Source organism: Kribbella antiqua (assembly GCF_004345665.1).
Lineage (GTDB): Bacteria > Actinomycetota > Actinomycetes > Propionibacteriales > Kribbellaceae > Kribbella > Kribbella antiqua.
The window spans coordinates 375,984-402,803 of record NZ_SLWR01000010.1; the positions used below are offsets into that span (position 1 = coordinate 375,984).

General features: G+C 69.0%; 26 protein-coding genes and 2 rRNA genes. 7 read left to right on the plus strand and 21 right to left on the minus strand.

Going from position 1 to position 26,820, the window contains the following annotated elements; translation table 11 throughout:
* Positions 1–9: 9 nt before the first annotated feature.
* Both xerD and ald read right to left on the minus strand, forming a co-directional pair.
* Positions 10–942 carry a site-specific tyrosine recombinase XerD gene (gene xerD / locus EV646_RS28215; protein WP_132153909.1) on the minus strand — a complete coding sequence of 311 codons (933 nt, stop codon included), beginning with the start codon at positions 940–942 and terminating at the stop codon, positions 10–12.
* A complete protein-coding gene (ald, locus tag EV646_RS28220; protein WP_132153800.1) occupies positions 939–2,054 on the minus strand; it encodes an alanine dehydrogenase in 1,116 nt (371 codons plus the stop codon). The genes xerD and ald overlap by 4 nt, the downstream gene beginning before the upstream one ends.
* A 349-nt stretch (positions 2,055–2,403) precedes the next feature.
* Between ald and EV646_RS28225 the strand changes: the two genes are divergently transcribed.
* From EV646_RS28225 to EV646_RS28235, 3 genes are all read left to right on the plus strand, one after another.
* Positions 2,404–3,141, plus strand: coding sequence for a phosphotransferase (locus tag EV646_RS28225; RefSeq protein ID WP_132153802.1), 738 nt, complete (start codon positions 2,404–2,406; stop codon positions 3,139–3,141).
* Between the two features lie 344 nt (positions 3,142–3,485).
* Positions 3,486–4,316: an LLM class F420-dependent oxidoreductase gene (locus tag EV646_RS28230; RefSeq protein WP_132153804.1), complete on the plus strand. Its 831-nt coding sequence runs from the start codon at positions 3,486–3,488 to the stop codon at positions 4,314–4,316.
* 128 nt (positions 4,317–4,444) lie between these two features.
* The gene (locus EV646_RS28235; RefSeq protein WP_132153806.1) at positions 4,445–5,140 is read left to right on the plus strand and encodes a DUF4386 family protein; all 696 of its coding nucleotides are present in this window, start codon (positions 4,445–4,447) and stop codon (positions 5,138–5,140) included.
* 4 nt (positions 5,141–5,144) lie between these two features.
* Here EV646_RS28235 and EV646_RS28240 read toward each other — a convergent pair whose 3' ends face one another.
* Positions 5,145–5,564 (minus strand): cupin domain-containing protein, encoded by a 420-nt coding sequence (locus tag EV646_RS28240; RefSeq protein WP_338419286.1) that lies wholly within the window; start codon positions 5,562–5,564, stop codon positions 5,145–5,147.
* A gap of 44 nt (positions 5,565–5,608) precedes the next feature.
* On the opposite strand from EV646_RS28240, the gene EV646_RS28245 reads away from it, so the two are divergent.
* Positions 5,609–5,890, plus strand: a complete 282-nt coding sequence (locus tag EV646_RS28245) for a hypothetical protein (protein WP_132153810.1) — start codon at positions 5,609–5,611, stop codon at positions 5,888–5,890.
* Positions 5,887–6,462, plus strand: coding sequence for an HIT family protein (locus EV646_RS28250; RefSeq protein ID WP_132153812.1), 576 nt, complete (start codon positions 5,887–5,889; stop codon positions 6,460–6,462). The genes EV646_RS28245 and EV646_RS28250 overlap by 4 nt, the downstream gene beginning before the upstream one ends.
* Positions 6,463–6,526: 64 nt before the next feature.
* Here the strand turns inward: EV646_RS28250 and EV646_RS28255 are convergent, their stop codons facing one another.
* The 7 genes from EV646_RS28255 to steA are packed head-to-tail and all read right to left on the minus strand — an operon-like array spanning position 6,527 to position 14,488.
* Positions 6,527–7,180: an NUDIX domain-containing protein gene (locus EV646_RS28255; protein ID WP_132153814.1), complete on the minus strand. Its 654-nt coding sequence runs from the start codon at positions 7,178–7,180 to the stop codon at positions 6,527–6,529.
* Positions 7,177–8,898 (minus strand): CTP synthase, encoded by a 1,722-nt coding sequence (locus EV646_RS28260; RefSeq protein WP_132153816.1) that lies wholly within the window; start codon positions 8,896–8,898, stop codon positions 7,177–7,179. Before EV646_RS28260 ends, EV646_RS28255 begins: the two co-directional genes overlap by 4 nt.
* Positions 8,899–8,919: 21 nt before the next feature.
* A complete protein-coding gene (locus tag EV646_RS28265) occupies positions 8,920–9,945 on the minus strand; it encodes a glycosyltransferase family 4 protein (RefSeq protein ID WP_132153818.1) in 1,026 nt (341 codons plus the stop codon).
* Entirely contained in the window at positions 9,942–11,573 is a 1,632-nt protein-coding gene (murJ, locus tag EV646_RS28270; RefSeq protein WP_241996380.1) for a murein biosynthesis integral membrane protein MurJ, read from the minus strand. Before murJ ends, EV646_RS28265 begins: the two co-directional genes overlap by 4 nt.
* The gene (locus EV646_RS28275) at positions 11,552–12,361 is read right to left on the minus strand and encodes a hypothetical protein (RefSeq protein WP_132153820.1); all 810 of its coding nucleotides are present in this window, start codon (positions 12,359–12,361) and stop codon (positions 11,552–11,554) included. Before EV646_RS28275 ends, murJ begins: the two co-directional genes overlap by 22 nt.
* Position 12,362: 1 nt before the next feature.
* Positions 12,363–13,310 carry a copper transporter gene (locus EV646_RS28280; RefSeq protein WP_132153822.1) on the minus strand — a complete coding sequence of 316 codons (948 nt, stop codon included), beginning with the start codon at positions 13,308–13,310 and terminating at the stop codon, positions 12,363–12,365.
* On the minus strand, positions 13,307–14,488 hold the full coding sequence (gene steA, locus EV646_RS28285) for a putative cytokinetic ring protein SteA (RefSeq protein ID WP_132153824.1): 1,182 nt from the start codon (positions 14,486–14,488) through the stop codon (positions 13,307–13,309). The genes EV646_RS28280 and steA overlap by 4 nt, the downstream gene beginning before the upstream one ends.
* 171 nt (positions 14,489–14,659) lie before the next feature.
* On the opposite strand from steA, the gene EV646_RS28290 reads away from it, so the two are divergent.
* Entirely contained in the window at positions 14,660–15,055 is a 396-nt protein-coding gene (locus EV646_RS28290) for a hypothetical protein (protein WP_132153826.1), read from the plus strand.
* 3 nt (positions 15,056–15,058) lie between these two features.
* Here the strand turns inward: EV646_RS28290 and recN are convergent, their stop codons facing one another.
* The 6 genes from recN to EV646_RS28320 all read right to left on the minus strand — a co-directional run bounded on the left by recN (position 15,059) and on the right by EV646_RS28320 (position 21,280).
* Positions 15,059–16,786 carry a DNA repair protein RecN gene (gene recN, locus EV646_RS28295; protein ID WP_132153828.1) on the minus strand — a complete coding sequence of 576 codons (1,728 nt, stop codon included), beginning with the start codon at positions 16,784–16,786 and terminating at the stop codon, positions 15,059–15,061.
* A gap of 2 nt (positions 16,787–16,788) precedes the next feature.
* On the minus strand, positions 16,789–17,742 hold the full coding sequence (locus EV646_RS28300; protein WP_132153830.1) for an NAD kinase: 954 nt from the start codon (positions 17,740–17,742) through the stop codon (positions 16,789–16,791).
* Positions 17,743–17,756: 14 nt separating this feature from the next.
* The gene (locus EV646_RS28305; RefSeq protein ID WP_132153832.1) at positions 17,757–18,572 is read right to left on the minus strand and encodes a TlyA family RNA methyltransferase; all 816 of its coding nucleotides are present in this window, start codon (positions 18,570–18,572) and stop codon (positions 17,757–17,759) included.
* A 9-nt stretch (positions 18,573–18,581) separates the two neighbouring features.
* Positions 18,582–19,442: a hypothetical protein gene (locus tag EV646_RS28310; RefSeq protein WP_132153833.1), complete on the minus strand. Its 861-nt coding sequence runs from the start codon at positions 19,440–19,442 to the stop codon at positions 18,582–18,584.
* Between the two features lies 1 nt (position 19,443).
* Complete coding sequence (locus EV646_RS28315; RefSeq protein WP_132153835.1) at positions 19,444–19,962, minus strand: polyhydroxyalkanoate synthesis protein PhaF; 519 nt, start codon at positions 19,960–19,962, stop codon at positions 19,444–19,446.
* Between the two features lie 220 nt (positions 19,963–20,182).
* Positions 20,183–21,280: an HAD-IIA family hydrolase gene (locus tag EV646_RS28320; protein WP_132153837.1), complete on the minus strand. Its 1,098-nt coding sequence runs from the start codon at positions 21,278–21,280 to the stop codon at positions 20,183–20,185.
* 24 nt (positions 21,281–21,304) lie between these two features.
* Here EV646_RS28320 and EV646_RS28325 point away from each other — a divergent pair, with 24 nt between their 5' ends.
* Positions 21,305–22,465: a DUF1015 domain-containing protein gene (locus EV646_RS28325; RefSeq protein ID WP_132153839.1), complete on the plus strand. Its 1,161-nt coding sequence runs from the start codon at positions 21,305–21,307 to the stop codon at positions 22,463–22,465.
* Here EV646_RS28325 and EV646_RS28330 read toward each other — a convergent pair whose 3' ends face one another.
* The 5 genes from EV646_RS28330 to EV646_RS28350 all read right to left on the minus strand — a co-directional run.
* Positions 22,466–23,344 carry a CHAD domain-containing protein gene (locus EV646_RS28330; protein ID WP_132153841.1) on the minus strand — a complete coding sequence of 293 codons (879 nt, stop codon included), beginning with the start codon at positions 23,342–23,344 and terminating at the stop codon, positions 22,466–22,468. It lies immediately after the preceding gene.
* Positions 23,345–23,396: 52 nt separating this feature from the next.
* Positions 23,397–24,464: a hypothetical protein gene (locus tag EV646_RS28335; protein WP_241996381.1), complete on the minus strand. Its 1,068-nt coding sequence runs from the start codon at positions 24,462–24,464 to the stop codon at positions 23,397–23,399.
* A complete protein-coding gene (locus EV646_RS28340) occupies positions 24,461–25,552 on the minus strand; it encodes a hypothetical protein (protein ID WP_132153843.1) in 1,092 nt (363 codons plus the stop codon). The genes EV646_RS28335 and EV646_RS28340 overlap by 4 nt, the downstream gene beginning before the upstream one ends.
* 864 nt (positions 25,553–26,416) lie before the next feature.
* Positions 26,417–26,534: ribosomal RNA gene (rrf, locus tag EV646_RS28345) — 5S ribosomal RNA — on the minus strand.
* 154 nt (positions 26,535–26,688) lie between these two features.
* Positions 26,689–26,820, minus strand: a 23S ribosomal RNA gene (locus EV646_RS28350); the annotation flags it as partial.

Sequence of the window (26,820 nt, forward strand, 5' to 3'; positions counted from 1 at the left end):
ACGAGCGAGTCAGGAGGAGAGGGCTCGGGGGTGTGAGGTCGCGTAGACCTCGCGGAGCTTGTCGACTGTTACGAGGGTGTAGACCTGGGTGGTGGTGACGGAGGCGTGACCCAGGAGTTCCTGCACCACGCGGACGTCGGCGCCGCCGTCCAGTAGGTGTGTGGCGAAAGAGTGGCGCAGGGTGTGCGGCGAGATCTCCTTGGCGATCCCGGCTCGCTGGGCCGCGCGACGCAGTACGGTCCAGGCGCTCTGCCGCGACAGCCGACCGCCCCGCGCGTTGAGGAACAATGCGGGCGTACCACGTCCCCGCTGCACGAGGTCTGGACGGCCGCGGACCTGGTACGACGACAGCGCGTCGCGGGCGTAGGACCCGACGGGCACGACCCGCTCCTTGCTGCCCTTGCCGCGCAGCAGGACCGCGCCGGTCTCCAGGTCGATGTCATCGACGTCCAGCCCGACCGCCTCGGAGATCCGAGCGCCCGTGCCATAGAGGAATTCGAGCAGGGCGGCGTCGCGGGTTGCCAGTACCGCGGGCTCGGCTTCGGCGCCCGCAGCCGCGGACAGGATGCGGGTCACCTCGTCCACAGAAAGTGCCTTCGGCAACCGTTGTGGCGGCGCCGGCGGCTTCACCGCGGCTGCTGGATCGGATGCGGTCAAACCCTCACGCAGACAGAACTTGTGGAACCCGCGTACGGCGACCACGGTCCGGCCGGCCGACGACGCGGTCAGCGGCGGGTGATCCGCATCGCCCTCGCGTAACCGCATCAGGAAGTCGCTGACCACGGCCTCCGTGATCCGGCCGAGGTCGTCGATCCCGGCGGCCGCGAGATAGCCGTCATACCGGCGTAGGTCACGCCGGTACGACGCCAGGGTGTTCGCGGCCAGTCCGCGCTCCACCGTGAGGTGGTCCAGGTACGCCCCGACCGCTCGGCTGATGCTCAGACCAGCACCTCGTCGAGCTTCAGCTGGGACAGGTCGTGAGCGTCGGCAACAGGTCCGTAGGTGACGTGCCCGTCGAACGTGTTCAGGCCGAGCGCCAGGCTGTGGTCCTGCTTCATCGCCTCGCGCCAGCCGAGGTTCGCCAGCTCGATCGCGTACGGCAGGGTCACGTTGGTGAGCGCGTACGTCGAGGTGTTCGGCACCGCGCCGGGCATGTTCGCGACGCAGTAGAACAACGAGTTGTGGACCTGGTAGACCGGGTCCGCGTGCGTCGTCGGACGCGAGTCCTCGAAGCAGCCGCCCTGGTCGATCGCGATGTCGCACAGCACGCTGCCCGGCTTCATCCGCCGGACCATGTCGTTGGTGACGACCTTCGGAGCCTTTGCCCCCGGCACCAGCACCGCACCGATCACCAGGTCTGCCTCGAGCACCGCGCGCTCGATCTCGAACGAGTTCGCGGCGATCGTCAGCAGGTGACCCTGGTAGATCCGGTCGGCCTCGCGGAGCCGCGCGATGTTGCGGTCGAACAGCTGCACCTGGGCCTGCATACCGAGCGCGATCGCGGCCGCGTTCATGCCTGCCACGCCCGCACCGATGATCACCACGCGCGCCGGGTGCACACCGGAGACGCCGCCCATCAGGACGCCACGGCCACCGCCACTGCGCATCAGGTGATAGGCGCCCGCCTGTGGCGCGAGCCGGCCTGCCACCTCGCTCATCGGGGCCAGCAGCGGCAGCGAGCCGTCCGGAAGCTGAACCGTCTCGTACGCGATCCCGGTGATACCCGACTTCAGCAGCGCCTCGGTGCAGTCGCCGCTAGCGGCCAGGTGCAGGTAGGTGAACAGGACCTGGTCCCGGCGCATCCGGTGGTACTCCTCCGCCACCGGCTCCTTCACCTTGAGGACCAGCTCCGCCTCGCCCCAGACGTCGTCCGCGGTCGGCACGATCCGTGCCCCGGCCGCGACGAACTCGTCATCGGGGATCAGCGAACCGGCCCCCGCGCCCTGCTCGATCAGAACCTCGTGCCCGCTGCGCGCGAACTCGTGCACACCGGACGGGGTGATCGCCACCCGGTACTCGTGGTTCTTGACTTCCTTCGGAACTCCGACCTTCACAACTTGCCCTTCTTTCACATTCCAGGGTGTGCGGCCCACGTCGTTGTGTCCGCGGCCCGGCGGTGAGGGGTGTGCTGCCAGGTCGCTGCCGAGTGTAAGCCCGCAGGATTCATACCACCTGATCGGATGGTCCTATCGGGTGGAGACTCGCGGAACCGTTGCCCGGCGGTTCGGTTACACTCCTATCAGACGCCGTGGCGCCCTGTGACGTTGACCGGGAAATCCCTTGCCAGGCAGGCTTTGCGCAATCTTGACCCAATCCGGTTCGTTGCCCTCTCCCCCGCTGCGCGCTGCCCGGAAGTGTGCTCTCAAGTACCCCTCATTGAAACCCGGATGGGAAGCTTCTGACATGGAAATCGCTCTGCCAGGTGGGAACGTCGGCGGGGCTGTTCGCGTCGGCGACACCGTCCGCCGCGCGACCGGTGCGTGGACTCCTGCCGTCCACGGCTTGCTCAACTACCTGGCCGAGGCCGGGGTCAATGGCGTGCCGCGCGTACTGGGGTTCGATGACCAGGGCCGGGAGATCCTCGACTACCTCCCGGGTACGGCGTACGGGCCGGAGGTGCCGGACGACGTACTCGCGGACGCGATGCGATGGCTGGCCGGGTACCACCGGGTGATCGCGTCGTACCGGCCGGAAGGCGAGATCGTCTGGCGAACGAGTCGTGGGGTACTCGCGGCCGACCAGATCATCTGCATGCACGACTACGGGTACTACAACTGGATCGGCGACGAGACCGGGTTCAGCGGCGTGATCGACTGGGACATGGCCGGGCCGGGTGTGCCGCTGGACGACATCGCTTTCACTGCCTGGAACACGGCGCCGCTCGCACTGCCGGGGGATCCTGCTTTCCAAGCCCGCCGCCTGCGCTTGATGGCTTCGTCGTACGGCGACGTGTTCACGCCGCTGGAGATCCTCGAAGCGGCGCCGGTCAGAGCCCAGCGGTCGGCGCGGGTGATCCGGGCGGGACAGGTGGCCGGTGATCCCGGCATGCTCAATCTGGCTACGGTCGGTGAACCCGAACGCACCGAACGGCGGCTGAAGGATCTGCGGCTGCGCGTCCCGGAGATCGCGTCGTACCTCTGATGGTTGCCCAGGGCACGCACGAGTGTTTCGGATCACACACGCGCGGGCACAGACGGTTGCCACGGCAGCGATCGTTGACGCCCCCTGCGAGGTCCCGCAGGCTTTCCCAGAGGGCGTCTGGGAACCCTGCGCCGTCGCGAGCAGGTGCTCGGCGGAGTGCCTCGGTGCGCTGGAGGGGAGGGCTCGATGCGGAGCATCGTGACCTTCACTCCAGTGCAGCGAGGTGCCCGCCGAGTGCCGCGCAGTAGGCGCAGGGTTTCCAGACGCCCTCTGAAGCACTGGAATTGCATCCGTCCGCTCCGGGTTGCAACTGGTGAGACGCAAGCCGACGAGAGGAGTACGACGTGGCGGTCGAACTGGGACGCTTCGGGGTCTGGCACGGACCACAGCACTGGGGTCCGGAGCTGGCGGCGGGACTCGAGCAGGCCGGGTACGGAGCGCTCTGGCTGGGCGCTTCCCCGGGCGCCGATCTGCGCGATGCCGAAGTGTTGCTCGCGTCAACGAGTTCCGTTGCCGTCGGCACCAGCATTGTGAACATGTGGAAGTCGGCCGCGACCGAGGTCGGTGCGTCGTACCACCGGCTCGAGGACGAGCACCCGGGCCGGTTCCTGCTCGGGGTCGGCATCGGTCATCCGGAGCGCACCGGCGAGTACAAGTCGCCGTACGAGACCATCGTCGGCTACCTCGACGAGCTCGACGACGCGAAGGTGCCGGTCGATCGCCGTGCGCTCGCAGCCCTTGGCCCCAAGGTGTTACACGTCGCCGGGACCCGGACGGCCGGCGCGCTGCCGTACCTGACGACTCCCGAGCACACCCGCGAAGCCCGTCGTACGCTCGGTGGCGGCGTGCTGCTGGCGCCCGAGCAGAAGATCGTGCTCGAGACCGACGACGAGATCGCGCGGACGACGGCGCGCGACTATCTGGCGTCGTATCTTGCCTTGCGCAACTACACGTCCAACCTGAAGCGGCTCGGTTTCACCGACGACGACCTCGCCGACGGGGGTAGCGACCGGCTGGTCGACGCGCTCGTGCTGCACGGTTCCGCGGTGGATATCGCGGCGGGTCTGAACGCTCATCTGGAGGCCGGCGCGGACCACGTCGCGATCCAGCAGTTGGGGCGTGAAGGCATCGATCTGCTGCCCGGATACGAGGCGTTGGCAACCGTTCTCCAGTAGGCGGCGACGGGACCGTCCGACGACGCGCCTGTTCGCCGGACGGACCCTCTTGACGCCCGCCCAGAACGGCGGAACATCAGCAGTAGACGCACCGCATTTCGCGGTGCGCGCACTGGAGGTGTTTCCCCATGACTGAGCGACACGAGTTGCGTTGGGGTGGCTTCGCCGGGCTGGCCTTCGTCGTCCTGGCTCTCCTGGGCAGGTTCCTGCCCGGCAATCCACCGACAGTCGACGAGTCCGACAGCACGATTTCGGCCTGGCTCGCCGACAACCGCGGCATGATGCTGACCAGCGCCCTGATGTGGGCTGCCGCGGCCGGGTTGGTGATCTGGTTCGCGTCCGCGTTCGCCGAGGCGATGCGGGAGCGGGACGAGCGCAGTGACGTGCACCTGGCGCTGCTGGCCGGCTCGGTGCTGGTCGGTGGCGCGATCTTCGTGAACGCCGCCCTCAGCGCCGCGACCGTCTTCGGCATCTCCGGCCGGGACGCCGCGGTGACCATGCTGATGTACGACGCGACCGCGGTGATGACGACGATGATCGGCTTCGCCGCCACGCTTCCGCTGGCCGCGGCCGGCCTCGGCGTACTCCGCACCCGGCTGATGCCGAACTGGCTCGGCTACCTGGCCCTGCTGGCAGCCGTGATCGCGTTCGCCGGAGCCTTCGGCGTCTTCGCCACCGACGGCGCGTTCGTCGCCGGCGGCTTCCTGATGACCGGCATCCCGCTGCTCCTCTCAGCTGTCTGGATCGCCTGCGCCGGCGGCTACATGGTGCGCGAACACCTCCCCGAGGTAACGGCCGGCGAGGGCATCGTCCCGCAGACCTGAATCCCTACCGGAGGGTGAAATCAGCGAAGTCGAAGCCTGGCGAGACGACGCACGAGACCAGCACCGGCTGATCGCCGGCTGGGCGTGCCGCTTGCCAGGCTCCGGCCGGTACGACGAGCTGTGGTTGCTGGCCCGCGCGTACGTCGGGTCCTAGCGTGAACGCCTCGGCCTGCTCCGGCTCATCGCCGTACTCGAGGGTCAACGGCCCGCCCGAGTGCCACAGCCAGATCTCCGCCGACCGCACCCGATGCCACCGCGACTCCTCCCCGGGTGCGAGCAGGAAGTAGATCGCGGTCGCGCTCGCCCGCTCCCCGTCGTACCCCTCCGGCCGGATACTCACCTCCGACCGCCACGTCTCCCGATACCAACCACCCTCGGGATGCGCCTCGAGCCCCAGCACTTCCGCCAACTCCGGCTTCTCCATGAAACCCATTGTCGAACCCCCAGGGGTCCGGCAGAGTGCGGCTTATGATCGATCCCGACGAACTCGCGGCGGCGCAGCGCAGGAAGCTCGAACTGCTTGACGCGGTGCTCGCCGCGATCGAGCGGCGCTCCGAGGTGCTTGACATCGTGAGCGAAGCCGAGTCGCCCGAGGCCGCCTTGCTCCCGGTGCAGAACCTCTTGGGGATCACCGAGGAGAACGCCTGGGCGGTGATCGACCTGCAGTTCCGGCGGCTGACCAAGTCCAACGTTGCCCGGATCGAATGGGAACGCGACGAGTTGCGGGCGCAGTGGGGAGATGACGTATGAGTGACTTGCCTTCTGAGTATCATCGTCGGCTGCCGTACGGCGAACGTGTATCAGCTGAGCCTTTGCTGGGTGGGCCGTTCTTTCCGTTCGAAGGTGATGTGCAGGTGGTGCCGCTGGCTGAGCCGGTGGTGCCTGAGCCGCCTCGGCGAGGTGAGGACGGTGGCGACGACTGCCCGACATGCGTCGAGCCTGAGCGGGATGTGATCTGGAGCGACGACCAATGGTTGCTCAAGGCATTCGAACCGAGCGGGCTGCCGATGGTCGCGCTGCTGCTGCCGCGCGAACACTACCGGCTCGACAACCTGCCACCGGAGCTCACCGCGACCCTCGGCCCGATGATCCAGCGCGTCGCCAACGCGATCCGCCGCATCGACGGCGTCGGCCGGACACACTTCAACCGCTGGGGCGACGGCAGCGAACACTTTCACCTCTGGTTCCTCGCCCGCCCCCTCGGCATGATGCAACTCCGCGGCGCCATGATCGCCGCCTGGGACGACATGCTGCCCAAGATTCCCACCGAGGAGTTCACCACCAACGTGCGGACAGTCGCCGCCGCACTCAGCGAAGGCTGATTCAGCGAAGTGGGCCGAAGCCGGTTGTTCGGGTGCCACGGGCGGCACATAACGATGCCGCGCCTCAGCGGTCTTTGGCGGGCCAGGGGGTGTCGGCGGGGCGGAGGGTTTCCAGGCCGGGGCCGTTTAGGGCAGTCCAGGTGGCGAGGGAGCCCATGACGAGGATGGGGTTGTGGAGGTGGCCGGCCAGTACGGCGGCTACGACGTCGACCAGCGGGGCCCACACGGTTTCCATGTCGGCTTCTTCGTGGAGGCGGTCGTAGGACTCGTCCGCCGGGGACAAGTCGCGGGCCAGGAAGATGCGCACCGCCTCGTCGGTCAACCCCGGAGACGTGAAGGCGTCGACCAGGACGCGCCAGTCGGCCGCCTTCGTCCCCGTCTCCTCCCACAGCTCCCGTTCAGCGGCGAGCCGGTACTGCTCCCCCTGTACGTCGAGCAGCCCAGCAGGCGGCTCGAGCAGCCGATAGCCGACCGGGTGCCGGTACTGGCGCACCAGCAGCATCCGGTTGTCGGCATCGAGCGCGACCACCCCAACAGCACCAGGATGTACGACGACGTCGCGGACAAAGGCGTCTCGACCACCCGGCGGCTCGATGTGATCCCGTCGTACCGAGATCACCCGGCCCGTCTCGTGGACCACCTCGGACGACGACACCGGCCAGGACTCACGCGCGTCAGCCAGGCCGGCGCCGAACCGCAGTTCGGGAAGATCCTTCATCGGGCTTTGACCGCTCCAGCCGCGACCTTGGCTCCGGCCTTCTTAGCGACGGGCTCCTCGACAGGAAGCCGGGATTCGCGCTGCCGGACCAGCGCGGCCGCGATCAGCCCGGAGAACAGCGGATGCGGCTTGGTCGGCCGCGACCGCAGCTCCGGGTGTGCCTGGGTGGCGACGAAGTACGGGTGCTGCGACCGGTCCAGCTCGATGAACTCGACCAGTTCGTTGTCCGGCGACAGTCCGCTGAACACCAGGCCGGCCGTCTCGAGCTTGTCGCGGTAGGCGTTGTTCACCTCGTAGCGGTGCCGGTGCCGCTCCTGCACCGACGGAGCGCCGTACAACTCCCGGACGATCGAGCCGTCGGCCAGGTTCGCCGGGTACAGGCCCAGCCGCATCGTCCCGCCGAGATCGCCGGAGCCGGAGACGATGTGCTTCTGCTCCTCCATCGTCGCGATCACCGGCTGCTCGGCGTCAGGATCGAACTCGCTGGAGTTCGCCTCGACCAGCCCGGCCAGGTCGCGCGCGACCTCGATCACCATGCACTGCAGCCCGAGGCACAGCCCGAGGATCGGGATGCCCTGCTCGCGGGCGAACCGGATCGCGCCGATCTTCCCCTCGATGCCGCGGACGCCGAAACCGCCCGGGATGCAGACCGCGTCGACGTCACCGAGCAGCCGCGCGGCCGCCTCGGGCGTGGCGCATTCGTCGGAAGCGATCCAGCGCAGGTTGACCTTCGCGTCGTTGTCGAAACCGCCGGCCCGCAGCGCCTCGGCGACGGACAGGTAGGCGTCCGGCAGGTCGATGTACTTGCCGACCAGCGCGACGGTCACCTCGTCCTTCGGGTGGTGGACGACGCGCAGCAGCTCGTCCCACCGGGTCCAGTCGACATCGCGGAACGGCAGGTTCAGCCGCCGTACGACGTACGCGTCCAGACCTTCGGTGTGCAGCACCTTCGGGATGTCGTAGATGCTCGGCGAGTCGACGGCGGCGACCACGGCCTCGGTGTCGACGTCGCACATCAGCGAGATCTTCCGCTTCACGCCGTCCGGGATCGGCCGGTCGGCGCGGCAGACGACCGCGTCCGGGGCGATACCGATCGAGCGCAGCGCGGCGACCGAGTGCTGGGTCGGCTTGGTCTTCAGCTCGCCGCTCGGGGCGAGGTACGGGACCAGCGAGATGTGCAGGAAGAAGACGTTGTCCCGGCCGACGTCGTGCCGGACCTGCCGGGCCGCCTCCAGGAACGGCAGTGACTCGATGTCACCGACCGTGCCGCCGATCTCGTGCAGTACGACGTCGACGTCCGGGCCGGCCATCGCCAGCATCCGTTCCTTGATCTCGTTGGTGATGTGCGGGATCACCTGAACCGTGTCGCCCAGGTACTCACCGCGACGCTCCTTGGCGATCACGCTGGAGTACACCTGGCCGGTGGTGACGTTCGCGACCTGGGAGAGGTCCCGGTCGAGGAACCGCTCGTAGTGGCCGATGTCCAGGTCGGTCTCGGCGCCGTCGTTGGTGACGAACACCTCGCCGTGCTGGAACGGGTTCATGGTGCCGGGATCCACGTTGAGGTACGGATCCAGCTTCTGCATGGTGACCCGGATGCCCCGCGCCGTCAGCAGACTGCCGAGGCTGGACGCTGTCAGCCCCTTGCCGAGACTGGATGCCACGCCACCGGTGACGAATACGTGCTTGGTCTGCTGGGAGTTCGAAGCCCTGTCCACGGGCCTTCAGCCTACCTCTTGTCAACCCCTGGTCGCGACGAGACCCGCGTAGATGTCGAGCAGATTCTTCGCCACCGCGTCTTCGTCCGGCCATTTCGCGGCCAACTCCCGGCCGCGCGTCCGCATAGCGTTCGCCGTTTCCGGCTCCGCCAGCACCGCCCGTACGCCGTCGGCCAGCCCGTCCGCATCGCCAGGAAACGCCAGTACGGCGCTGTCGTCGACCAACTCGGGTACGCCGCCAACCGCCGTAGCCACCGCCGGTACGCCGACTTGCAACGCCTCCTGAATCACCAGAGCCCGCGCTTCCCAGTGAGAGGTCAGCAGGAAGATGTCCGCCGCCCCAAGCAGGTCGGCCACGTCGGAGCGGTGTCCGAGCAGCCGCACCGGCAGTTGCTCTGCATCGATGCGTGCCTGCAGGTTGTCGCGCAGCGGGCCGTCTCCGGCGATCGCGAACACCACGTCCGGGTTGGACTCCCGCACAAGGGCTGCTACGGACAGTAGTGTCGGGTAGTCCTTCTGCGGTGCCAGTCGGCCGATTGACAGCACGAGGGGCTCGTCGGTGAGGCCGAGAGCCCGCCGTACCTCCTCACGCGATGTGTGGGCTTCTGGGATGGCCGGAGCCGCTACTGGAGCCAGCCGCGCGTCGCGGGCTCCCAGGCTCTTGGCGAGGTCTACGAGGTCGCTGGAGGCCCCTAGAGTCAGGTCGGCGCCCTTGGCTACCAGCCGCTGGCCGAGCCGCATCACGATGCCGCGTGGACCTGGAGCGATCACCGCGTTGTGCCAGGTGACTACGAGCGGTCGTAGCCGCGCCCGGTCGCGTAAAGCCGTCATGCCCGCGCGGTAGCCATGAGCGTGGACCACGTCGGTGCCGCGGAGTGCTGGGGCCTGTGTGACGACTGTCGCGTCACCGAAGTCGAAGTGTTCCGCCGTACCGGGTGGAGCGCAGACGACCACCTCGTGGCCGGCGCTGACGAAGCGCGGCACCAGGGAGGCGACGTGCTGCCCGATCCCGCCTCGCGACTCCGCGAGTAGCAGGCCGATCCTCATGGCATCCGTCCTCGGTGTAGTAGTGCGCGAGCGTCTTGACGATCCAGTGCCAGTACGACGACGGCGTACACGATGACGACCGCCAGGCCTGAGAGCACCGAGAATACGAGCGACATGCCCAGTCCGGCGTCGTCGGCCGGCAGCGCGACCGCCCAGCCCGCAGCACCTGCCAGTACGGCGCCCACCAGCGCAACAACGTGAGCACGCGGCACTCCGTCGAGCACAGCTGGTCCAGCCTCGCGGCGCAGGACCAGCAGGAGGGCGACAGCGCCGAGCACCATGCCGACCGACATAGCGGCGGCCAACGCCGGCACCGCATCCCACTGAGCTGTCAGCACCACACCGGCCACAGCCACCAGCACCCAAGCGCCTGAGGTCACCACAGCGACCTGGCGTCCAGCGTGTCGCGCGTAGAGCACGCGGCCGAGGTGCATCAGCACTGCAAAGCCAATAGCCGCAGGGGCGAAGGCGATGAGCCCATTGCCGAGCGACGACGCCTGCGCTTCCTGTACGGCGCCACCGTCGTACGCGAAGATCCTCGCGACCGGGACAGCGGTGCCAGCCAGCAACGCGGCCCCGGCGCCGCCGGCCAGCATCACAGCCCGCGTCGACGTGGCTGCGTAGTAGTCGAAGCGCTCCGCCGACTCGAACGCCGCAGCCAGGCGCGGGAAGACCGCTGTGGTGATGGGAACGGCGAGTACGGCGTACGGGAGCAGATAGACCGCGTTGGCCCAGGTGTAGACCGCGATGCTGCCGGCAACACCTCTGTGGTTCGCCAAGTACGTGGTGACAAGGAAGGCGAACTGCTGCGCGATCAGTACGGCGAGACCGGCCAGTGCGAGTTTCCGTAGTACCGGACCGACGCCTGGGTCGAGTCGCAGCGTCAGCTTGATGGGGATCCGCAGGAAGAGCATCGGCACGAGCACAGTCAGAGCGAGGGCGGCGACACCGGCCGTCGTACCCCAGGCGAGGAGATCGGCAGCTCCCCGCGACGCTGCGTCGGCCTCAGGGGCAGCAGCAGCGAAGAGCAGGTAGGTGGCGACGACGACCAGGCTGGAGATCAGCGGAGCCAATGCGCCTGCGGCGAAGCGCTTGTGGGACTGCAGGACGGCTGTGGCGATCACCGTGATCGCGTAGCCGAAGACTTGTGGCACGAAGATCATCAGCATGCGGGTGGCGGTGGATGCCGAGCCGCCGCACTCCGGGCCCGAGTCGAGCATCGCGTCGGTATAGGTGGACGCCAAAAGCCAAGCCAGCAAGGCGAACGGCGCCAGCAACACCACAGACCACGTCAAGAGTGCGCCGACGATACGGCCCTGCGCGTCCCGGTCTCCGCGAGCCACCGGCCCGGCCAGCACGGGGATCACCGCACCGGCCAGCGCACCACCGACGACGATCTCGAACAGCACGTTGGGCAACTGGTTCGCCGTTGCGTAGGCCTCGGCAAGACAGCCCGCACCGACGGTTTTCGAGAAGACCAGCCACCGGCCGAAGCCGACCACCCGGGCCAGCACAGTGACCGCGGCAACAATCAGTGCGGCCCGCGCGATGCGCACCCCCGCGCCCTCGGCGCCGGCTGGGCGCGGGGCGCCCGAGCCGTCTTCGCTCACTTGGGCCGTCGGCCCCACTGATCGATCTTGTCCAGGACCGGGTTGCCGGCGATGACCTTGGTGAAGCTGACCTTTTCGCTGGCGAGGTTGAGACCGACGACCGCAGCCAGAGCCAGGGCTTTCAAGGGCCTCGGCAGTGACGCGGCCAGCGCCGTACCGGTGATCGCGCCCAGGCCGTTCGCCCCGCAGTCGCCGAGCATCGAGCGCTCACCGAGCTCCGACGGAGCCGAAGCGGCGGCCGCGCCGACGACCGCGCCGGCCGGACCACTGACGACCGCGAGTGGGGCGTTCACCGCGGTGACCGCCTTGAGCGCGCGTCCCGGCCGAAGATCCAGCAGGTTGGTGAGGTTCGCCGTACCGGCGATCAAGGCGCCGTCGGCAACGATCCCGGCCACGGCCTTCACACCCGAAGACTTCCGCGGCAACAGTGCGGCGGCAGCCAGGCCGGCGGCACCGACGCCGAGGATCTTGACCGCACCGCTCGTCACCTCGCCACGCTTCAAAGCGCTGAGGTGTCCCCGAAAGCCCTTTGCCTGCGTGGTTCCGCGCAGATCGTCGTACGCACCGACGGCGCCCGAGACCGAGCCCGCCAGGAGCGCCGCTGCCTTCACCTTGCCGTCAGACCGCGATGCCGCGACGCCGGCCAGCGCGCCCAGCACCGCGACCGGACCTTCGAGCAGGGTGACCGGCTCGCCGCGATGGTTGGTTCGCTCGAACGGTTCCCGGTTCTCCTTGGGCAGTTTCGCCGCGGCCCGCTCGAGCGCGGCGGTGGCGGCTGCCGCGACGGCAGCGCTCAGAATTCCCACGTCAGTTGTCCTTTGTCTGTACGGCCGACGGCGCAACGCCGTTCTTCGCGTCGATGGCCCCGTACTGCCCCGCCTTGCCGCCCGCCTGCTCGGCCAGCGAGAAGACGACCGTCGCCTGTCCCGCGGGGAGGTTGGCCACGTCCACCGAGGAAACGATCTTGGTGGCGTCGGAGTCACTCCGCAAGGTCTTGAGCAGACCGCCGTTCTGCGCGGACTCCGGCGTCCCGGCGACCACTACCCCGCCGCTGCCCTGGTCGAGGCCCTCGATGAAGTCGACCGGATCGTTGTACGACGAGTTGTCCGGCGCCGGCGTCGGCGGCTTGGCCGCGACCACGAGGATCAGGCTGGCCCGGTCCTTGACCTGCGACGGCTTCACCGACAGCAGCTTCGACCCGGTCAGACCGCTGATGACCTTGGTCGAGTCGGCGTCCGCGGTCTTGCCTTCCTCCTTGGCCGCGATCCCGCGGGCCAGGATCAGCCCGGCGCGCTGGTACGTCGTACTGTCCGCGGGGAAGTCGATGTCGGCGACGACGAGCTGAGTCACCAGCGACTCGACCAGCTGACGCTGGCCGGCGTCGAACAGCTTGCTGTCCAGCGTCACCCGGGTGGTGACCTGACCGCCCGACTGCTCGACCTGATCCTGCAGCGCGTTGGTCATGTCGCCGTCGGCGTTCGGCATCGTGACGATGGCGACGTGCTTGCCGGTCAGCTTGCCGTCGGTCAGTCCCGCCGTGACCTTGGCGACGTAGTCGTCGCGGTACTTGTCCAGCGCCTTCAGGTCGGTCAGCTCCTGCCGGGTGTCGGCGAGCTGCTCACGGTCCTTCTCGGCCTGGCTCGCGACGACCTCACTGGCGGTGCCCTTCAGCGGGCCGGCGCCCAGCACCACACCGGCGCCCAGGGCGAAGAAGATCGCCACGATCGAGACGATGTGGTAGCGAAAGTCGATCACGTGAACAGCTCCCGGATCCAGTAGACGAAGTCGCTCCAGCGCGCCCGCAGGATCGACCAGAGCACGTCGTCGGCGCCGATCGCGACCAACGCCATGCCGAGTGCGAACAGGCCGGCCACGGCCAGCGCGACCACCTGGAACGTCGAGACCCGGCTGCGGTACAGCCGGCCGACACCCTTGGCGTCGACCAGCTTGGCACCGACCCGCAACCGGGTGATGAAGGTGCTCGCCATTCCGGCGCGGCCCTTGTCGAGGAACTCCACCAGCGAGTTATGGGTGCCGACGGCAACTATCAGGGAGGCACCCTTGGAGTCGGCCAGCAGCATCGCGACGTCCTCACTGGTGCCGGCGGCCGGGAACTCGATCGAATCCACGCCGAGGCGCTCGAGTCGTTCCGAGCCGGGCGCACGGCCGTCGCGGTACGCGTGCACGACCACCTCGGCACCGCACTTCAGCGTCTCGTCCTTGACCGAGTCCATGTCGCCGACGATCAGGTCCGGCACGTAGCCGTTCTCCACCAGTGCGTCCGCGCCGCCGTCGACGCCGATCAGCACCGGCCGGTACTCGCGGATGTACGAGCGCAGCGCGACCAGGTCCTCGCGGTAGTCGTACCCGCGGACCACGATCAGCACGTGCTTGCCGTCCATCGGCGTATGGATGTTCGGTACGCCGACACCGTCGAGCAGCAGATCGCGTTCGCGGCGCAGGTACTCCAGCGTGTTGGCGGTGAACGCCTCGAGCTGGGTGGACAGGCCGGCGCGGGCGTCGTCCATCAACTCGGCGACGGTCGTGCTGTCCTGGGAGATGCCCTTGGCGACGACCTCCTCGCCGCGGTACAGCGCGCCGTCGTGCAGCCGGACCCGCTCGCCTTCGTGCAGGGTCGCGAACACCTCACGGCCGACGCCGTCGACCAGCGGGATGCCGGCCTCGACGAGGATCTCCGGGCCGAGGTTCGGGTAGCGGCCGCTGATCGAGTCGGCCACGTTCACCACCGCGGCGACCCGGCAGTCGACCAGCGCCTCGGCGCTGACCCGGTCCAGGTCGACATGGTCGATGACCGCGATCTCGCCCGGCTTCAGCCGCTTGGTGAGATTCTTGGTACGGCGATCGAGCCGGACCACTCCGGCGATCCCGGGCAGTTCAGTGGGTCGTGCTCTCCGCAGGCTGGGCAGTTTCATCGCGCTCTCATCCTGCCATGTCAAGAGCCCCCTGCCGGTTCATTTACCCTCGCACGCCCGCAATCACGCACGGAAATCCTGGTGACTGTGCGTCAAATCATCCTTTCGAACGACGCGTGACCCCTGGGCCTGGATAGCGTCGAGCGGGATTTCAACCCGAACGGAGCAGTGATGGCAGACACACCCAAGCGTCCGGCCCTCGACCCCGAACTGGAAACTGCCAGGCGCATGATGTCCGGTCTGGCGCCCGCAGGCAGCTCGGTGGTCGGTCCGGCGGTGGCGGAGTCGGAGGAGGCAGCTGAGAGGTCGCGAGCCGCTCGGGTCGAGCAATGGGCCAGGACGGTCTTCGAGATGAGCCCGGAGGAAATGACCCGTCAGCCCGAGGCACTCGGGGCGACCAACTTCCACGAGCTCCGGTGGGCACTTCTCGACCGGGTCCACGGAGCCCAAGCGGCTTATGACACCCTGCGCGCGAACGCCGAGCGTCCTGCTACTGGCAACGGCGAGCGTCCCGCCACCGGTGGCAGGGTGGATACCAAGCAGGGTGGCGGCATCAAACGCGGCTGAGGTTCAGCGCTTCTTCCGCTTGGGTTTCGTACGGCGTTCGGCCGCCAGCGCGAGTAGTTCCTCGGCGTGGGCCTGGGCGGCGTCGGAGTTCTCCAGGCCGGCCATCATCCGGGACAGCTCCTTCAGCCGGGCGTCGTCGTCGAGCGCGACCAGGCCGCTGGTGGTGACCGAGCCGTCGTCGCTCTTCAGCACCACAGCGTGACGGTCGGCGAACGCGGCGACCTGCGGTAGGTGCGTGACCACGATCACCTGTGCCTTCTCCGCCAGCCGGGCCAGCCGCTTGCCGACCTCGACCGCGGCCCGGCCGCCGATCCCGGCGTCGATCTCGTCGAACACCAGCGTCGGGATCTTGTGCGTGTCGGACAGGATCACCTCGAGCGCGAGCATCACCCGGGACAACTCACCACCGGACGCCGCCTTCTGCAACGGCCGCGCCGGGCTGCCTGGATTCGCCGCGAAGCAGAACTCGACCTCGTCGATCCCGAACGGCCCGCGCGCGGTCTCGTGCACCTCGACCGAGAGCTTCGCGTGCGGCATCGCCAGACCGGTCAGCTCCTCCGACACCGCGACGCCGAGCCGCTCGGCGGCCTCGACGCGCGCCGCGCGGATCTGCTGACCCAGGTCGTTGAGTTTCGCGTCCAGTTCAGTGAGTTCCGCGGTCAAGTGCTCGACCCGCTCGTCGCTTCCGTCGAGCTCGGCCAGCCGGGTCGCGGACCGCTTCACCCAGTCCAGGACCTCGTCCACCGTGCCCTGCTCAGCGCCGTACTTGCGGATCAAACCGGTCAGCAGCGACCGGCGCTCGCTCACGACCGCGAGCCGTGCCGGGTCGGTGTCGACGTCAGCGGCGTACGACGAAAGCTCACCGGCAAGGTCGGCGGCGAGATAACCGAGTTCGCCGGCCCGATCCGCGAGCTCGGCCAGCTTCGGGTCGTGCTGGCGCTCGGCGTCGAGGACCTGTTTCGTCAGAGCGAGTAGCCCGAGTACGTCGTTCGGGCGGGTGGAGTCGAGGCCCTCGTCGGATGCCAGTGCGTCGGCTGCTGTCGTCGCCGCCGTACGGAGGCCATCGGCGTACGCGAGCCGGTCCTCCTCCGCGGCGAGCTCGGTGTCCTCGCCTGGCAACGGCTGGGCCTTCGCGACCTCGTCGAGGCCGAAGCGGAGCAGATCCGCCTCGGCGAGACGATCACGCTGGCGCGTGGTCAGCTCGGTCAGCTCGGCTTCGACGTCACGATGCCGCTTGTACGCGGCGGCGTACTCCTGCAGTGGGACGAGCACCGCCTTGCCCGCGAACGCGTCGAGCGTCTCGCGTTGCCGCGCCGGCTGGAGCAACCGCCACTGATCGGCCTGGCCGTGGATGGCGACCAAGTCGCCGGTCACCTCGCCCAGCACGGAGACCGGTACGGACGCGCCACCGAGGAAGGCCCGGGAACGCCCCTCCGAGGAGAGCTCGCGGGCGATCAGCAGCTCGTCGTCGTCCAGCTCGCCGCCGCGGTCCTCGGCCTGCTGCACGATCGACTTCGGCACCGAGCTGGCCCGGCCCTCGACCCGCGCCCGGCGGGTGCCGTGCCGCACCAGGCCGCTGTCCGCCCGGCCGCCGAGCAGCATGTTCACGCCGGTCACGACCATCGTCTTACCGGCGCCGGTCTCACCGGTGACCGCGGTGAACCCCGGATCGAGGTCCAGCGTGGCGTCCTCGATCACGCCCAACCCGGTGATGCGGATCTCCGAGAGCATCTCTAGGTCTCCTGTTGTCCGTTGGCCTTGCCGTTGCGTTTGCGTTCGGCGGCGCCGCGCCAGCCAAGCACGGGGAGGTCGAACTTCGCCACCAAACGGTCGGTGAACGGCGCCGTGTGCGCCCGCGCCAGCCGGACCGGAGTCTTGCCGCGCCGGATCTCGATCTCGGCGCCCGGCGGCACCTCGACCATCCTCCGGCCATCGCACCACAGCACGCCACGACCATGCCACGACGGAACCAGCTCGACCGACAGCCGCGAGGTCGGCGCCACCACGACCGGCCGCGAGAACAACGCGTGCGCACTCAGCGGAACCATCAAGATCGCCTCCACCTCAGGCCAGACGATCGGACCGCCGGCCGAGAACGAGTACGCCGTACTGCCGGTAGGCGTGGCGACGACGACACCGTCACAGCCGTAGCGGGACAGCGGACGGTCGTCCACCTCGACGAGCACCTCGAGCATCCGCTCGCGGGCCGCCTTCTCCACACTCGCCTCGTTGAGCGCCCAGGTGTCGAAGATCAGGTCGCCGTCCAGCCGGACCTCGACGGCCAGCGTCATCCGCTCCTCGACCGTGTAGCTGCGGTCGACGACCACCTGGACGATCCGCTCCAGGTCGTCCACCTCGGCCTCGGCCAGGAAGCCGACATGACCGAGGTTCACCCCGAGCACCGGCGTACCGTGCGGCCGGGCAAGCTCGGCACCGCGCAGGATCGAACCGTCGCCGCCGAGCACCATGATCAGCTCGACGTCCAGCGCCGCCTTCTCGTGGTCGTCGACGATCTCGGCCGGGTCGAGTTTCAGCGCCTCGGCCTCGTCGCCGAGCAGCCGGACCTGCATCCCGGCACCGGTCAGCAGCCGGTGCGCCTCGCGCGCCACCTCGACCGCCAGCTCCCGCCCGGTATGGGTCACCAGCAGCACGCGCCGCGGCTCGGGCTGCTGTTGGTCCTCGGCCACCTACGTCCTACCTCTCACTGTGGACCGCTCTCGATCGCGGTTTGGAGCATCGTCTCATCGAGAGGCGGTGCGGATCGGCGTATCCACAGGAAGTATTCGACATTTCCTGACGGACCAGGCAACGGACTGGCCGCCACGCCTTCGATTCCCCAACCTAGCTCGGTCGCCTTGGCCGCCACCGCGCGTACGGCGTCGGCCCGCAGCTCCGGGTCACGGACGACGCCACCCTTGCCGAGCCGCTCCTTGCCGACCTCGAACTGCGGCTTCACCATCAGCACCAGATCGCCGTCCGGCGTCACCACCCCGATCAGCGCGGGCAGGACGAGCGTGAGCGAGATGAAGCTGAGATCGGAGACGACGAGATCCACCGGTTCGCCCCCGATGTCGTCGAGGGTGAGGGTGCGGACGTTGGTGCGATCCATGACGGTGACGCGATCGTCGGTCTGCAGCGACCAGACGAGCTGGCCGTAGCCGACGTCGACTGCGATCACGTGGGCTACTTCATTCCGGAGCAGTACGTCGGTGAAGCCGCCGGTGGAGGCACCTGCGTCGAGGGCTCTGCGGCCTTTGACTTGTACGCCGGGGAAGGCTTCGAGGGCGCCGATCAGCTTGTGTGCGCCGCGGCTCGCGTAGTTCGGGTCGTCGGTGTCGGAGGTGTCGACGACGATGGGCGCGTCGGCTGCTACGCCGGTCGCAGGCTTGGTGGCGACGGTGCCGGAGATCTTCACCTTGCCGGCGGCGATCAGGTCGCTCGCGTGCTCCCGAGAGCGGGCGAGGCCGCGTCGTACCAGCTCGGCATCGAGCCGCGACCGCTTGACTCCCTTGGCCACGGTGTCCGGTCAGGCGCGGTCGCCGTGCTCGGCGTCCGCCTCCACCAGCGCACTCTGCAACCGCTCATGCAGATCCGCGTACACCTCCGCGTGCTCCGCCACCGGCCGATCCCGCAACTCATCCAGCCGCGCCATCGTCTCCTCGACCAGCGGATGCCCCGCCTCCTCGTCCGCGTAGTCCGACGCCGGGTCGTCAGTTTCCGGCTCGGCCTCCTCGGCTTCCTCGTGCTCGGGTACGGCGGACTCCGCGGCTTCGTGCTCGGGTACGGCGGACTCCCCGGCTTCGTGCTCGGGTACGGCGGACTCCCCGGCTTCGTGCTCGGGTACGGCGGACTCCCCGGCTTCGTGCTCGGGTACGGCGGACTCCGCGGCGTACCGGTGTTCGTGCTCCTCGCCGGGGGCCCGCGCGAACTCCGGCCCGAACTCCACCTCGGCCGGATCCACATGCGCCGCCGGCTCGTCTGCGGCCGGTTCTTCGGCGCCCGGTTCTTCGGCGCCCGATTCCTCGGCCGCCAGTTCCTCGGCCGCCAGTTCCACGGCGGCTGGTTCCTCGACCGGAGCAGGCTGCTCGTCGCCGCCGTACGACCCTCCGCCGTACGACCCTGCGCCGTACGACCCTCCGCCGTACGACTCGGATGCGCCGAACTCTCCGCCGTACGACTCGCCCTCGATGTCGGTCTCGCGTGAGTCTCCGCCGGGCTCGACGTCGTACGAGGGAGCGGACTCCTCGGCGTACTCGTTCTGCGGGGCAGGTTCGGTGTCGTAGTCGGGGTGGTGGTGCGGGGTTTCCTCGGACGGGTACGGCTCGAAGCCCGGCTCGACGTCGGGGTCGACGTCCGGTGGGAACTGCTCGCCAGGGTGCTCGGTCACGTCACGCCTTCTTCGCCGTCTTCTTCACCGCGGTCTTGTTGGCGGTGGTCTTCTTCGCCGGCGCCTTCTTGGCCGTGGTCGTCTTCACCGCGGTCGTCTTCACCGCGGACTTCCGGGCGGCGGGCTTCTTCGCCACCGGACCGGGCCCGGCCTCGGCCAGCACGTCCCCGGACGGCGACGACGGCGCACCGGCTCCGGCCTGCGCCGCGGCCAGCTCCGCCTCGAGCGTCTGCACGCGCCGGGTCAGCGCGGCGACCTCCTCGGCGCGGACGAAGCCGAGCCGCGCGACCGCGCCCTCGACCTCATTCGTCACGATCGCCTGCAGCAGCTGACGGTTGCTCTTGCTGGTGGCAACGATCTCGTCGGCCAGGTCGGTGACCTTGGTGGTCAGCCCGGACGTCAGCTTGTCGGCGCCGGTCTGCTGCAGCAGTGCCTTCGCGGCCGCCTCGGCCCGCTGCTTGGTCACCTCGGTCAGCCCGCTCGCCAGTTGTACGTAGCCGCGCAGTGCGTCCATCACCATGACTGCCTCCTCGCTTCGTTCCAGCAACGGTATCGCCTCCCCGCCCCAATACCACCCACCCCCGCCACCCCCACCACATTTGGTGGGTTACCCCACCACCTTGTGGGTTCGCCGCCTGTATTCGAGCGGGGAACCCACCATTTGATGGGCGAACCCACCAAATGGCCGGCAGCCGGCCGGGGCGGGCGGGGCGGGGCGGGGCGGGCGGGGCGGGGCGGGGTTACTTGTCGAGGCCGATGCGGTGGAGGGCGGCGTCGATGGCGATCGAGCCGGGGGCGGGAGCCGGCTTGGGCAGGGGCCGCCGGCCGCGGCTGTTGCTCTTCTTCACCGGCGGTTTCGCGTCGACCGCGGTCCACACCGCCGACAGGATCGCGCGGAGGCCGTCGTACGGATCGCCCTCGCCCTTCACACTCACGGCGTGGTTGACGATCTCGGCCGTCCAGCCGCCACACGTGTGCCGTCCGCCCTCGACCGTCACTCCCGGCTGCTTCGTCGCCAGGGCGCTCAGGTCGGCTCCGACGTACGTCGGCCGCTGGTTCTTCGGCGCCCGCGCAAGATCGTGCGCGTCATGCACCCCGGTCGCCACCCACAGACTCGCGATCCCGACCGCGTTCGCACCCTCGATGTCCGAGTCCAGCCGGTCGCCGATCATCAACGGGCGCTCGGCGTTGAGCCGCTCGATGCTCGTCTCCAGCAACGGCCGCTCCGGCTTCCCCGCCACGATGGGATCCACCTCGACGGCGGCCCGGATCGCCTGCACCAGCGTGCCGTTCCCGGGCGCCATCCCCGCGGCCGTGGGAATCGTCAGATCAAGGTTCGTCGCGTACCACTTCGCGCCCTCGTTGATCGCGTGCGCCCCGTCCGCGAGCATCACCCAGTTCACCTCGGGATGAAACCCTTGTACGACGGCCACCGGGTGCGCGTCGCTGCTCCGCACGGGGTTCAGCCCGTACTCCTCCAGCGCGTCGTACAAACCCTCGCCGCCGACCACGAGCACCGGCGAGCCCGTGGGGAACTCGTCCGCGATCAGCTTCGCCGCCGCCTGCGCGGAGGTGACCACGTCGTCGGCGATCACATCCAGCCCGAACGACGCCAGGTGCTCGGCCACCACCCGCGCCGGCCGGCTCGCGTTGTTGGTGATGTACCCGAGCCGCATGCCTTCCTTGGCCGCTTTGCGCAGGTTCTCCGGGGCCTCCGGCACCGGGTCCGGCCCGACGTACACGACGCCGTCCAGGTCCAGCAGCGCGACGTCGTACCGGCTGGCGAGCGGTTCGTCACACGCCGAGAGCGGCGCGGGCGCTTCTCGTTCCACCCTCATGCTTCCCCCCGTACGATGCCGCCCATGCCATCTTCGGACGCGACCGTGCTGCGGCTGGAGCCGTTGCGCGCCTGGCGGTTCGTGGCCGGCAAGGTGAGCGCGCTCGGCGCCGTCACGTCGCCGCCGTACGACGTACTGGAACCCGCCATCGTCCGGCGGCTGACTGACTCTGATCTGCACAACATGGTGAGGCTCATCCTTCCACGCGATCCCGAGCTCGGTCCCGGCCGGTACGACGAGCCCGCACGACGCCTGGCCGAGTGGCAGCGCGCCGGTGTGGTCATCCAGGACCAGCAGCCCGCGCTGTACGTCTACGAGCAGCAGCTGGGCAACGCCGTACTGTGCGGACTGGTCGGCTCACTCGGCCTGGATCCGGCGCGGCGCGTCGTACTGCCGCACGAGGACGTCATGCCGCACTGGGTCGACGACCGCCTGGAACTGATGGAGGCGACGGATGCCGACCTGGAGCCCATCCTGCTCACGTACGACGACGGTGGCGCGGCCAGCGACGCCGTGGACGCGGCCCGCTCCGGCGAGCCGTGGGTAGAGGCAGACACGGAGAACGGCGCTCAGCACCGCATCTGGCGGATAGACGACCCGGCTGTGCTGGCAGACATTGCTGCGGGGCTGGCAACGCACGAAGCGCTGATCGCGGACGGCCACCACCGCTACGCGGCGTACCTGGAGCGTCAGCGGCGTGAACCGACTCGGCAAGGCACAGGCTTCGGTTTGGCCATGCTGGTCGACTACAGCCGCCACCCACTCACCCTGGACCCTATCCACCGCGTCGTACCGGGTCTGGACCTCGCCACCGTCCGGGAGCGTACGCCCGAGGGCTGGCAGGTGCTGCCTGGTCGTGTAGAGGGCGTGCCGGACCGGATTGCTGTCACTGACGGGTCCACTTGGGTGACGCTGCGATCTACGCGCGGCCAAGAGGCTCCGACGGTCGCAATGCTCCATGACTTGTTGCTGCCCGCCTGGGGCGTCGTCGAGGCGGACATCAGCTTCCATCACGCCCTGGCAGACGCACTGGCCCTGGCTGGACCTCAGCAGGCGGCTGTGGAGCTCGCAGCCCCCCGACTGGACCAGGTACGGCGGTCTGCCGCGCGAGGCGTCGTACTTCCGCAGAAGGCGACGTCATTCGGACCGAAGCCGCGGGTGGGGCTGCTGTTCCGGACGTTGTAGCTACGGGCGGTGGTAGAGGCTGAGGAACTCCTCGCGGAGGGGCTTGCGGGCGGCGCGGTGGCGCTCAGTGAGCCGGCCAAGGGTGAAGGAGAGCTCTGGGTCGTCTTGCGCGGCTGCGTCCGCGGCCATCGCGGTCAGAGCGTCTGCGGCGGCGCAGTGGTCCTGGTGCTGGCCTAGGAGCTCCTGGTACTTGGCTGCGTGGGTGGCGGTTTCCTTGGCTTCGTCTCCGAGGACCGCTGCGCTGGTGTCGGCGGCGTGCCGGAGTCTCTTGGCCAGCAGGCGTACCTCATGCCAGTCGTCGTCGGGCGTCCAGGGCTTGAGCTTGTCGGCCGCCTGGGAGAACGTGCGGTCGGCCGCTTTCAGCAGCTCGGGCAGTACGTCGCTGCAGGGCTTGCTGGCTTTTGGCTTGAGCTCCGGCGCCGCGGAGACGGCTTCCACCGTCTCCAGTAGCAACGTCGTACTGTCTCCAGTCACCACGTCTTTGGACCTCGCCGCCGCCCGATCCAGGCCTACGGTCAGCGTCGTCAGGATCGTCTCGACGTGCTCCTGATCCTCTTCACTGCTGGCCGTCTCGCGCACCAGCGCGGCGATCACCTCGAGGTCGCGGGCCTCACCGCAGGCATTCGCGAGCGCGGCGAGATCCGTCCGCAGCTCCTGCGCCCAGCTTCCTGCCAGCAGCTTGCGGAACAGCTTCAGGTCGCTCCGCAATCGCCGGCAGGACACCCGCACCTGGTGGATCGCGTCGTCCTCGCCCTTCTCGACCATGAGAATTGCTCGATGCAGGCGGGCGCTCCCCTTGGTGAGCGCGTTCGACACCAGCTGGCCAACCGGCGCATCAGCCCCGAGAGGCCCGGTCCACACGCTCACACTCTCCGCCATCGCCCCATTCTCCTCGCCCGAGCTGAACCCGGCGGCCGAAGAGCGCGCCGTCCTACCCCTCGGACTTCCCGCTCTTCCCCTCCGTCACATCGATCTCACCGTCCAGCGCGTCATCCACAACACCGTCGAGGTCCGCGTTAACGTCCTCATCCTCTACGGCGAGATCCGCAGCGCCCTCGTCCACACGATCCGCAACGTCGCCGTCGTCGCTGTACTCGACGTCGTCCTCCGCGCCGTAGGCGCCCTCAGGGGGCTCGCCAGCGTCCGCGTCCTCGACGTCGTCGTCCGGATCCTCGGCGTCGGCCTCGTCCTGGTCGTCGTAGACGTCGTCAGTGTCCTCGCCGGCGTCATACGCGTCCTCCGCGTCGGCGTCGCTGTCCTCGACGTCCTCGGACTCGTCGCTGTCTTCGGCGGCGTTGTCCGTGTCCTCGGTCTCGTAGGCGTCCTCGGCGTCGTGCTCGTCGTACGCGTCTTCGTCTTCGTCGTCCTCGTCGAGGTCGGTGAACTCGAGACCCTCGAGCTTGGCCGCGCGTTCGGCGGCGTCGGTGGAGGCTTCGGCGTCGGCACCCGCGGCGCGGTGGAACCAGATCAGCGCGTCCTCGGTCCGGCCGGCCGCCTCGAGGGCGTCGGCGTACGCGTAACGCAGGCGCGGCAGCCACTCAGCCCGCGTCCGCTTGGTCAGCTCCGGCACGTCGAGCGTCTGGATCGCCGCCGCCGTCTGACCCATGTCGCGCCGTGCTCCGGCCGCAACGATCAGCAGCTCGATCTGCGTCGCCTCGGACAGGTCCCGAGCGTGCTTGTCCTGCGACAGCGTGAGCGCCTTCTCCGGCCGGCCGAGCGCCCGCTCGCAATCCGCCATCATCGCGAGTACCTCATGGTTGCCGGTCATCCGCCGTACTGCCCGGAACTCCGTCAGCGCCTCGTCGTAGTGCTCAGCCAGGTACGCCGTGATCGCCACAGCCTCACGTACGCCGCCAAGCCGTGCGGCTAGCCGCCGAGCCGTCCGGGCGTGCAGATACGCGCGCTCCGGGTCCTCGTCGAGGAAGCGCCCAGATGCCACCAGGTGCTGTGCGACCAGATCAGCCAGGCTTCGCGGTAGGGACCGCAGCTCGGCCTTCACCGACCGATCGAGCTCGGCCCCGGTGATCCCTTCCGGAATGGGCGGATCATCGCGGCGCGGTCCAGCCTTCTCCTCGTCCCGACGCTCGTCCCGCCGGAAGCCGCCACGCCCACCACCGCGCTCATCCCGCTCATCACGCCGCGGACCGGAACGTCCACCCGCGCGGGAGTCACCACCCCGCTCATCCCGACGGAACGCACCCCGCTCGCCCCGAGCAGGCCCAGCCCCACGAGCCGGCCCACGGTCCCCACGACCACCCGCCCGCTCATCACGCGAGTACCCGCCACGTCCACCCGCACGGTCATCCCGACCGCCACGCTCATCCCGCCGGAACCCACCGCGCTCATCCCGCGCCGGCCGGGCGTCGCCCCGCCCACCACGCTCGTCGCGCCCGTAACCTCCGCGGTCATCCCGCCCAGCACCCGCGCTCCGCGCGTACCCAGCGCGCTCATCGCGTCCACCACGCTCGTCGCGGCCGTATCCGCCGCGCTCATCGCGCCCACCACGCTCGTCGCGGCCGTAGCCGCCGCGGTCATCCCGTCCGGCGCGCTCGCTGCCCGCGTATCCGCCACGGTCATCGCGTCCACCACGGTCATCGCGCCCGTACCCGCCACGTCCGCCGGTGCGGTCGTCTCGACCACCGCGCTCGTCACGCCGGAACCCGCCGCGCTCATCGCGCGCCGATCGGTCGTCGCGCCGGAAGTCACCCCGCCCGCTGCGCTCGTCACGTGCACCGCGGTCATCGCGTCCACCGCGGTCATCGCGTCCACCGCGGTCATCGCGCCCGCCTCGGTCATCGCGGCGGTAGCCGCCGCTTGCGCCCGCGCGGTCGTCGCGACGGGAGCCGCCCCGGTCGCCGCCGGAGCGGTCGTCACGGCTGTCAGTACGCCGGTAGCCGCCGGACCGGTCGTCCCGACCAGCTCCCCGGCCACGGTCTCCGCGCTCGTCGCGCGGTCCACGACCAGACATCTGACCACCGAACGGATCCCGCTCGGACTTGTCGTCCCGCCGAGCCCCGGCAAACCCACGCCGGTTGTCGCCACGATCGCCCGAGCGCTCGTCGCGCCCGGCTCCACCGGAAGCACCACGCGGCCCACCCGTCCTCGGGGCGTCACCACGGCTCGAAGCACCCCGGAAACCACCGGACGACCGCCCACCGCCGGAACCAGCCCCGCCGCCGGCACCACCCGAGCGCCCACCGCCAGTACCACCGGAACGCCCGCCGCCAGTGCCGCCGGTGCCACCAGAACGACCAGCGCCAGTACCCCCGGACCGACCAGCGCCAGAGCTCCCGCCGCTGAAGCCTGAACGCCCACCGGAACCCGAGCGGTCCCCACCGAACCCTGAACGACCGCTGCCGGAGTCCGACCGCCCGCCACCGGCGCGACCGGAACGGCCGCTGCCTCCGGAGGAACCGCGACGGTCCCCCGAGCCGGAGCGAGGATTGCGAGGTGGCGTCGCCACGTTGACTCCTAAGGGTGCTTGTTGCTCGATCGAGCGGGCGTGCTGCAACCAACTGCAGTACAAGGACAAAGAACAAAGGTACCGCCGCAACCCCCACACCCAGACATCCAGCCCACCACCCCGCCCAAGCGTCACGCGCAGCGGTCGTCATGTCACCCCGCCGACATCCGCTCGAGCCACGGCTCGCGCCGGCCTGGGACAGAGTTCGGGGCCCATGGGAGGAACTCGCACCTGTTTGACGGCAGGTCCAAGGCTATCCAGAAGAGCCCAGGACTATGCGGAGAGCTCCGAGGCTGTGCAGGAGAGCTCCAGGGCTGTGTAAGAGGAGGTCAACGGTAGAAGGAGGTCAACGGCGTACAGGAACGCAGAACTTGTCCTTCGGGCAATGGTCGGTGTGCTCGCGTGTTCACGCGCCTACGCGGTGCACGCCAGTTGCCGATACAAATGTTAAGGGCCACCCCGTGGGGGTGGCCCTTAACAGTGTGAATGTCCGGCGGCGTCCTACTCTCCCACGACCTCCCGGTCGCAGTACCATCGGCGCTGTCGGGCTTAACTTCCAGGTTCGGAATGGAGACTGGGTGTTTCCCCGACGCTATGGCCACCGAAACTCTATCAAAATATCAACCAACCATCCTGCACAGTCACAACACCCTTCGGTGTTGGTTGCTGGGGTTGACCGTATTTCGGGAACCGTACAGTGAACGCGAGTTACTTTGCAGCGCAGTCATCGAGCCTGTGTTGTCCACCACGTGGGTGGGTGTGTGACAAGCCCTCGGCCTATTAGTACCAGTCAGCTACACACGTTGCCGTGCTTCCACTTCTGGCCTATCAACCCAGTGGTCTACTGGGGGCCTTACCCGGTTAACCCGGTGGGAGACCTCATCTTGAAGCG

Coding starts and splice junctions, on each gene's coding strand:
- EV646_RS28290 (WP_132153826.1), top strand. CDS start 14,660: ATGGCAGACACACCCAAGCGTCCGGCCCTCGACCCCGAACTGGAAACT.
- EV646_RS28235 (WP_132153806.1), top strand. CDS start 4,445: ATGACTGAGCGACACGAGTTGCGTTGGGGTGGCTTCGCCGGGCTGGCC.
- EV646_RS28315 (WP_132153835.1), bottom strand. CDS start 19,962: ATGGTGATGGACGCACTGCGCGGCTACGTACAACTGGCGAGCGGGCTG.
- recN (WP_132153828.1), bottom strand. CDS start 16,786: ATGCTCTCGGAGATCCGCATCACCGGGTTGGGCGTGATCGAGGACGCC.
- EV646_RS28330 (WP_132153841.1), bottom strand. CDS start 23,344: ATGGCGGAGAGTGTGAGCGTGTGGACCGGGCCTCTCGGGGCTGATGCG.
- EV646_RS28250 (WP_132153812.1), top strand. CDS start 5,887: ATGAGTGACTTGCCTTCTGAGTATCATCGTCGGCTGCCGTACGGCGAA.
- EV646_RS28245 (WP_132153810.1), top strand. CDS start 5,609: ATGATCGATCCCGACGAACTCGCGGCGGCGCAGCGCAGGAAGCTCGAA.
- EV646_RS28240 (WP_338419286.1), bottom strand. CDS start 5,564: ATGGAGAAGCCGGAGTTGGCGGAAGTGCTGGGGCTCGAGGCGCATCCC.
- EV646_RS28225 (WP_132153802.1), top strand. CDS start 2,404: ATGGAAATCGCTCTGCCAGGTGGGAACGTCGGCGGGGCTGTTCGCGTC.
- EV646_RS28325 (WP_132153839.1), top strand. CDS start 21,305: ATGCCATCTTCGGACGCGACCGTGCTGCGGCTGGAGCCGTTGCGCGCC.
- EV646_RS28255 (WP_132153814.1), bottom strand. CDS start 7,180: ATGAAGGATCTTCCCGAACTGCGGTTCGGCGCCGGCCTGGCTGACGCG.
- EV646_RS28320 (WP_132153837.1), bottom strand. CDS start 21,280: ATGAGGGTGGAACGAGAAGCGCCCGCGCCGCTCTCGGCGTGTGACGAA.
- steA (WP_132153824.1), bottom strand. CDS start 14,488: ATGAAACTGCCCAGCCTGCGGAGAGCACGACCCACTGAACTGCCCGGG.
- EV646_RS28265 (WP_132153818.1), bottom strand. CDS start 9,945: ATGAGGATCGGCCTGCTACTCGCGGAGTCGCGAGGCGGGATCGGGCAG.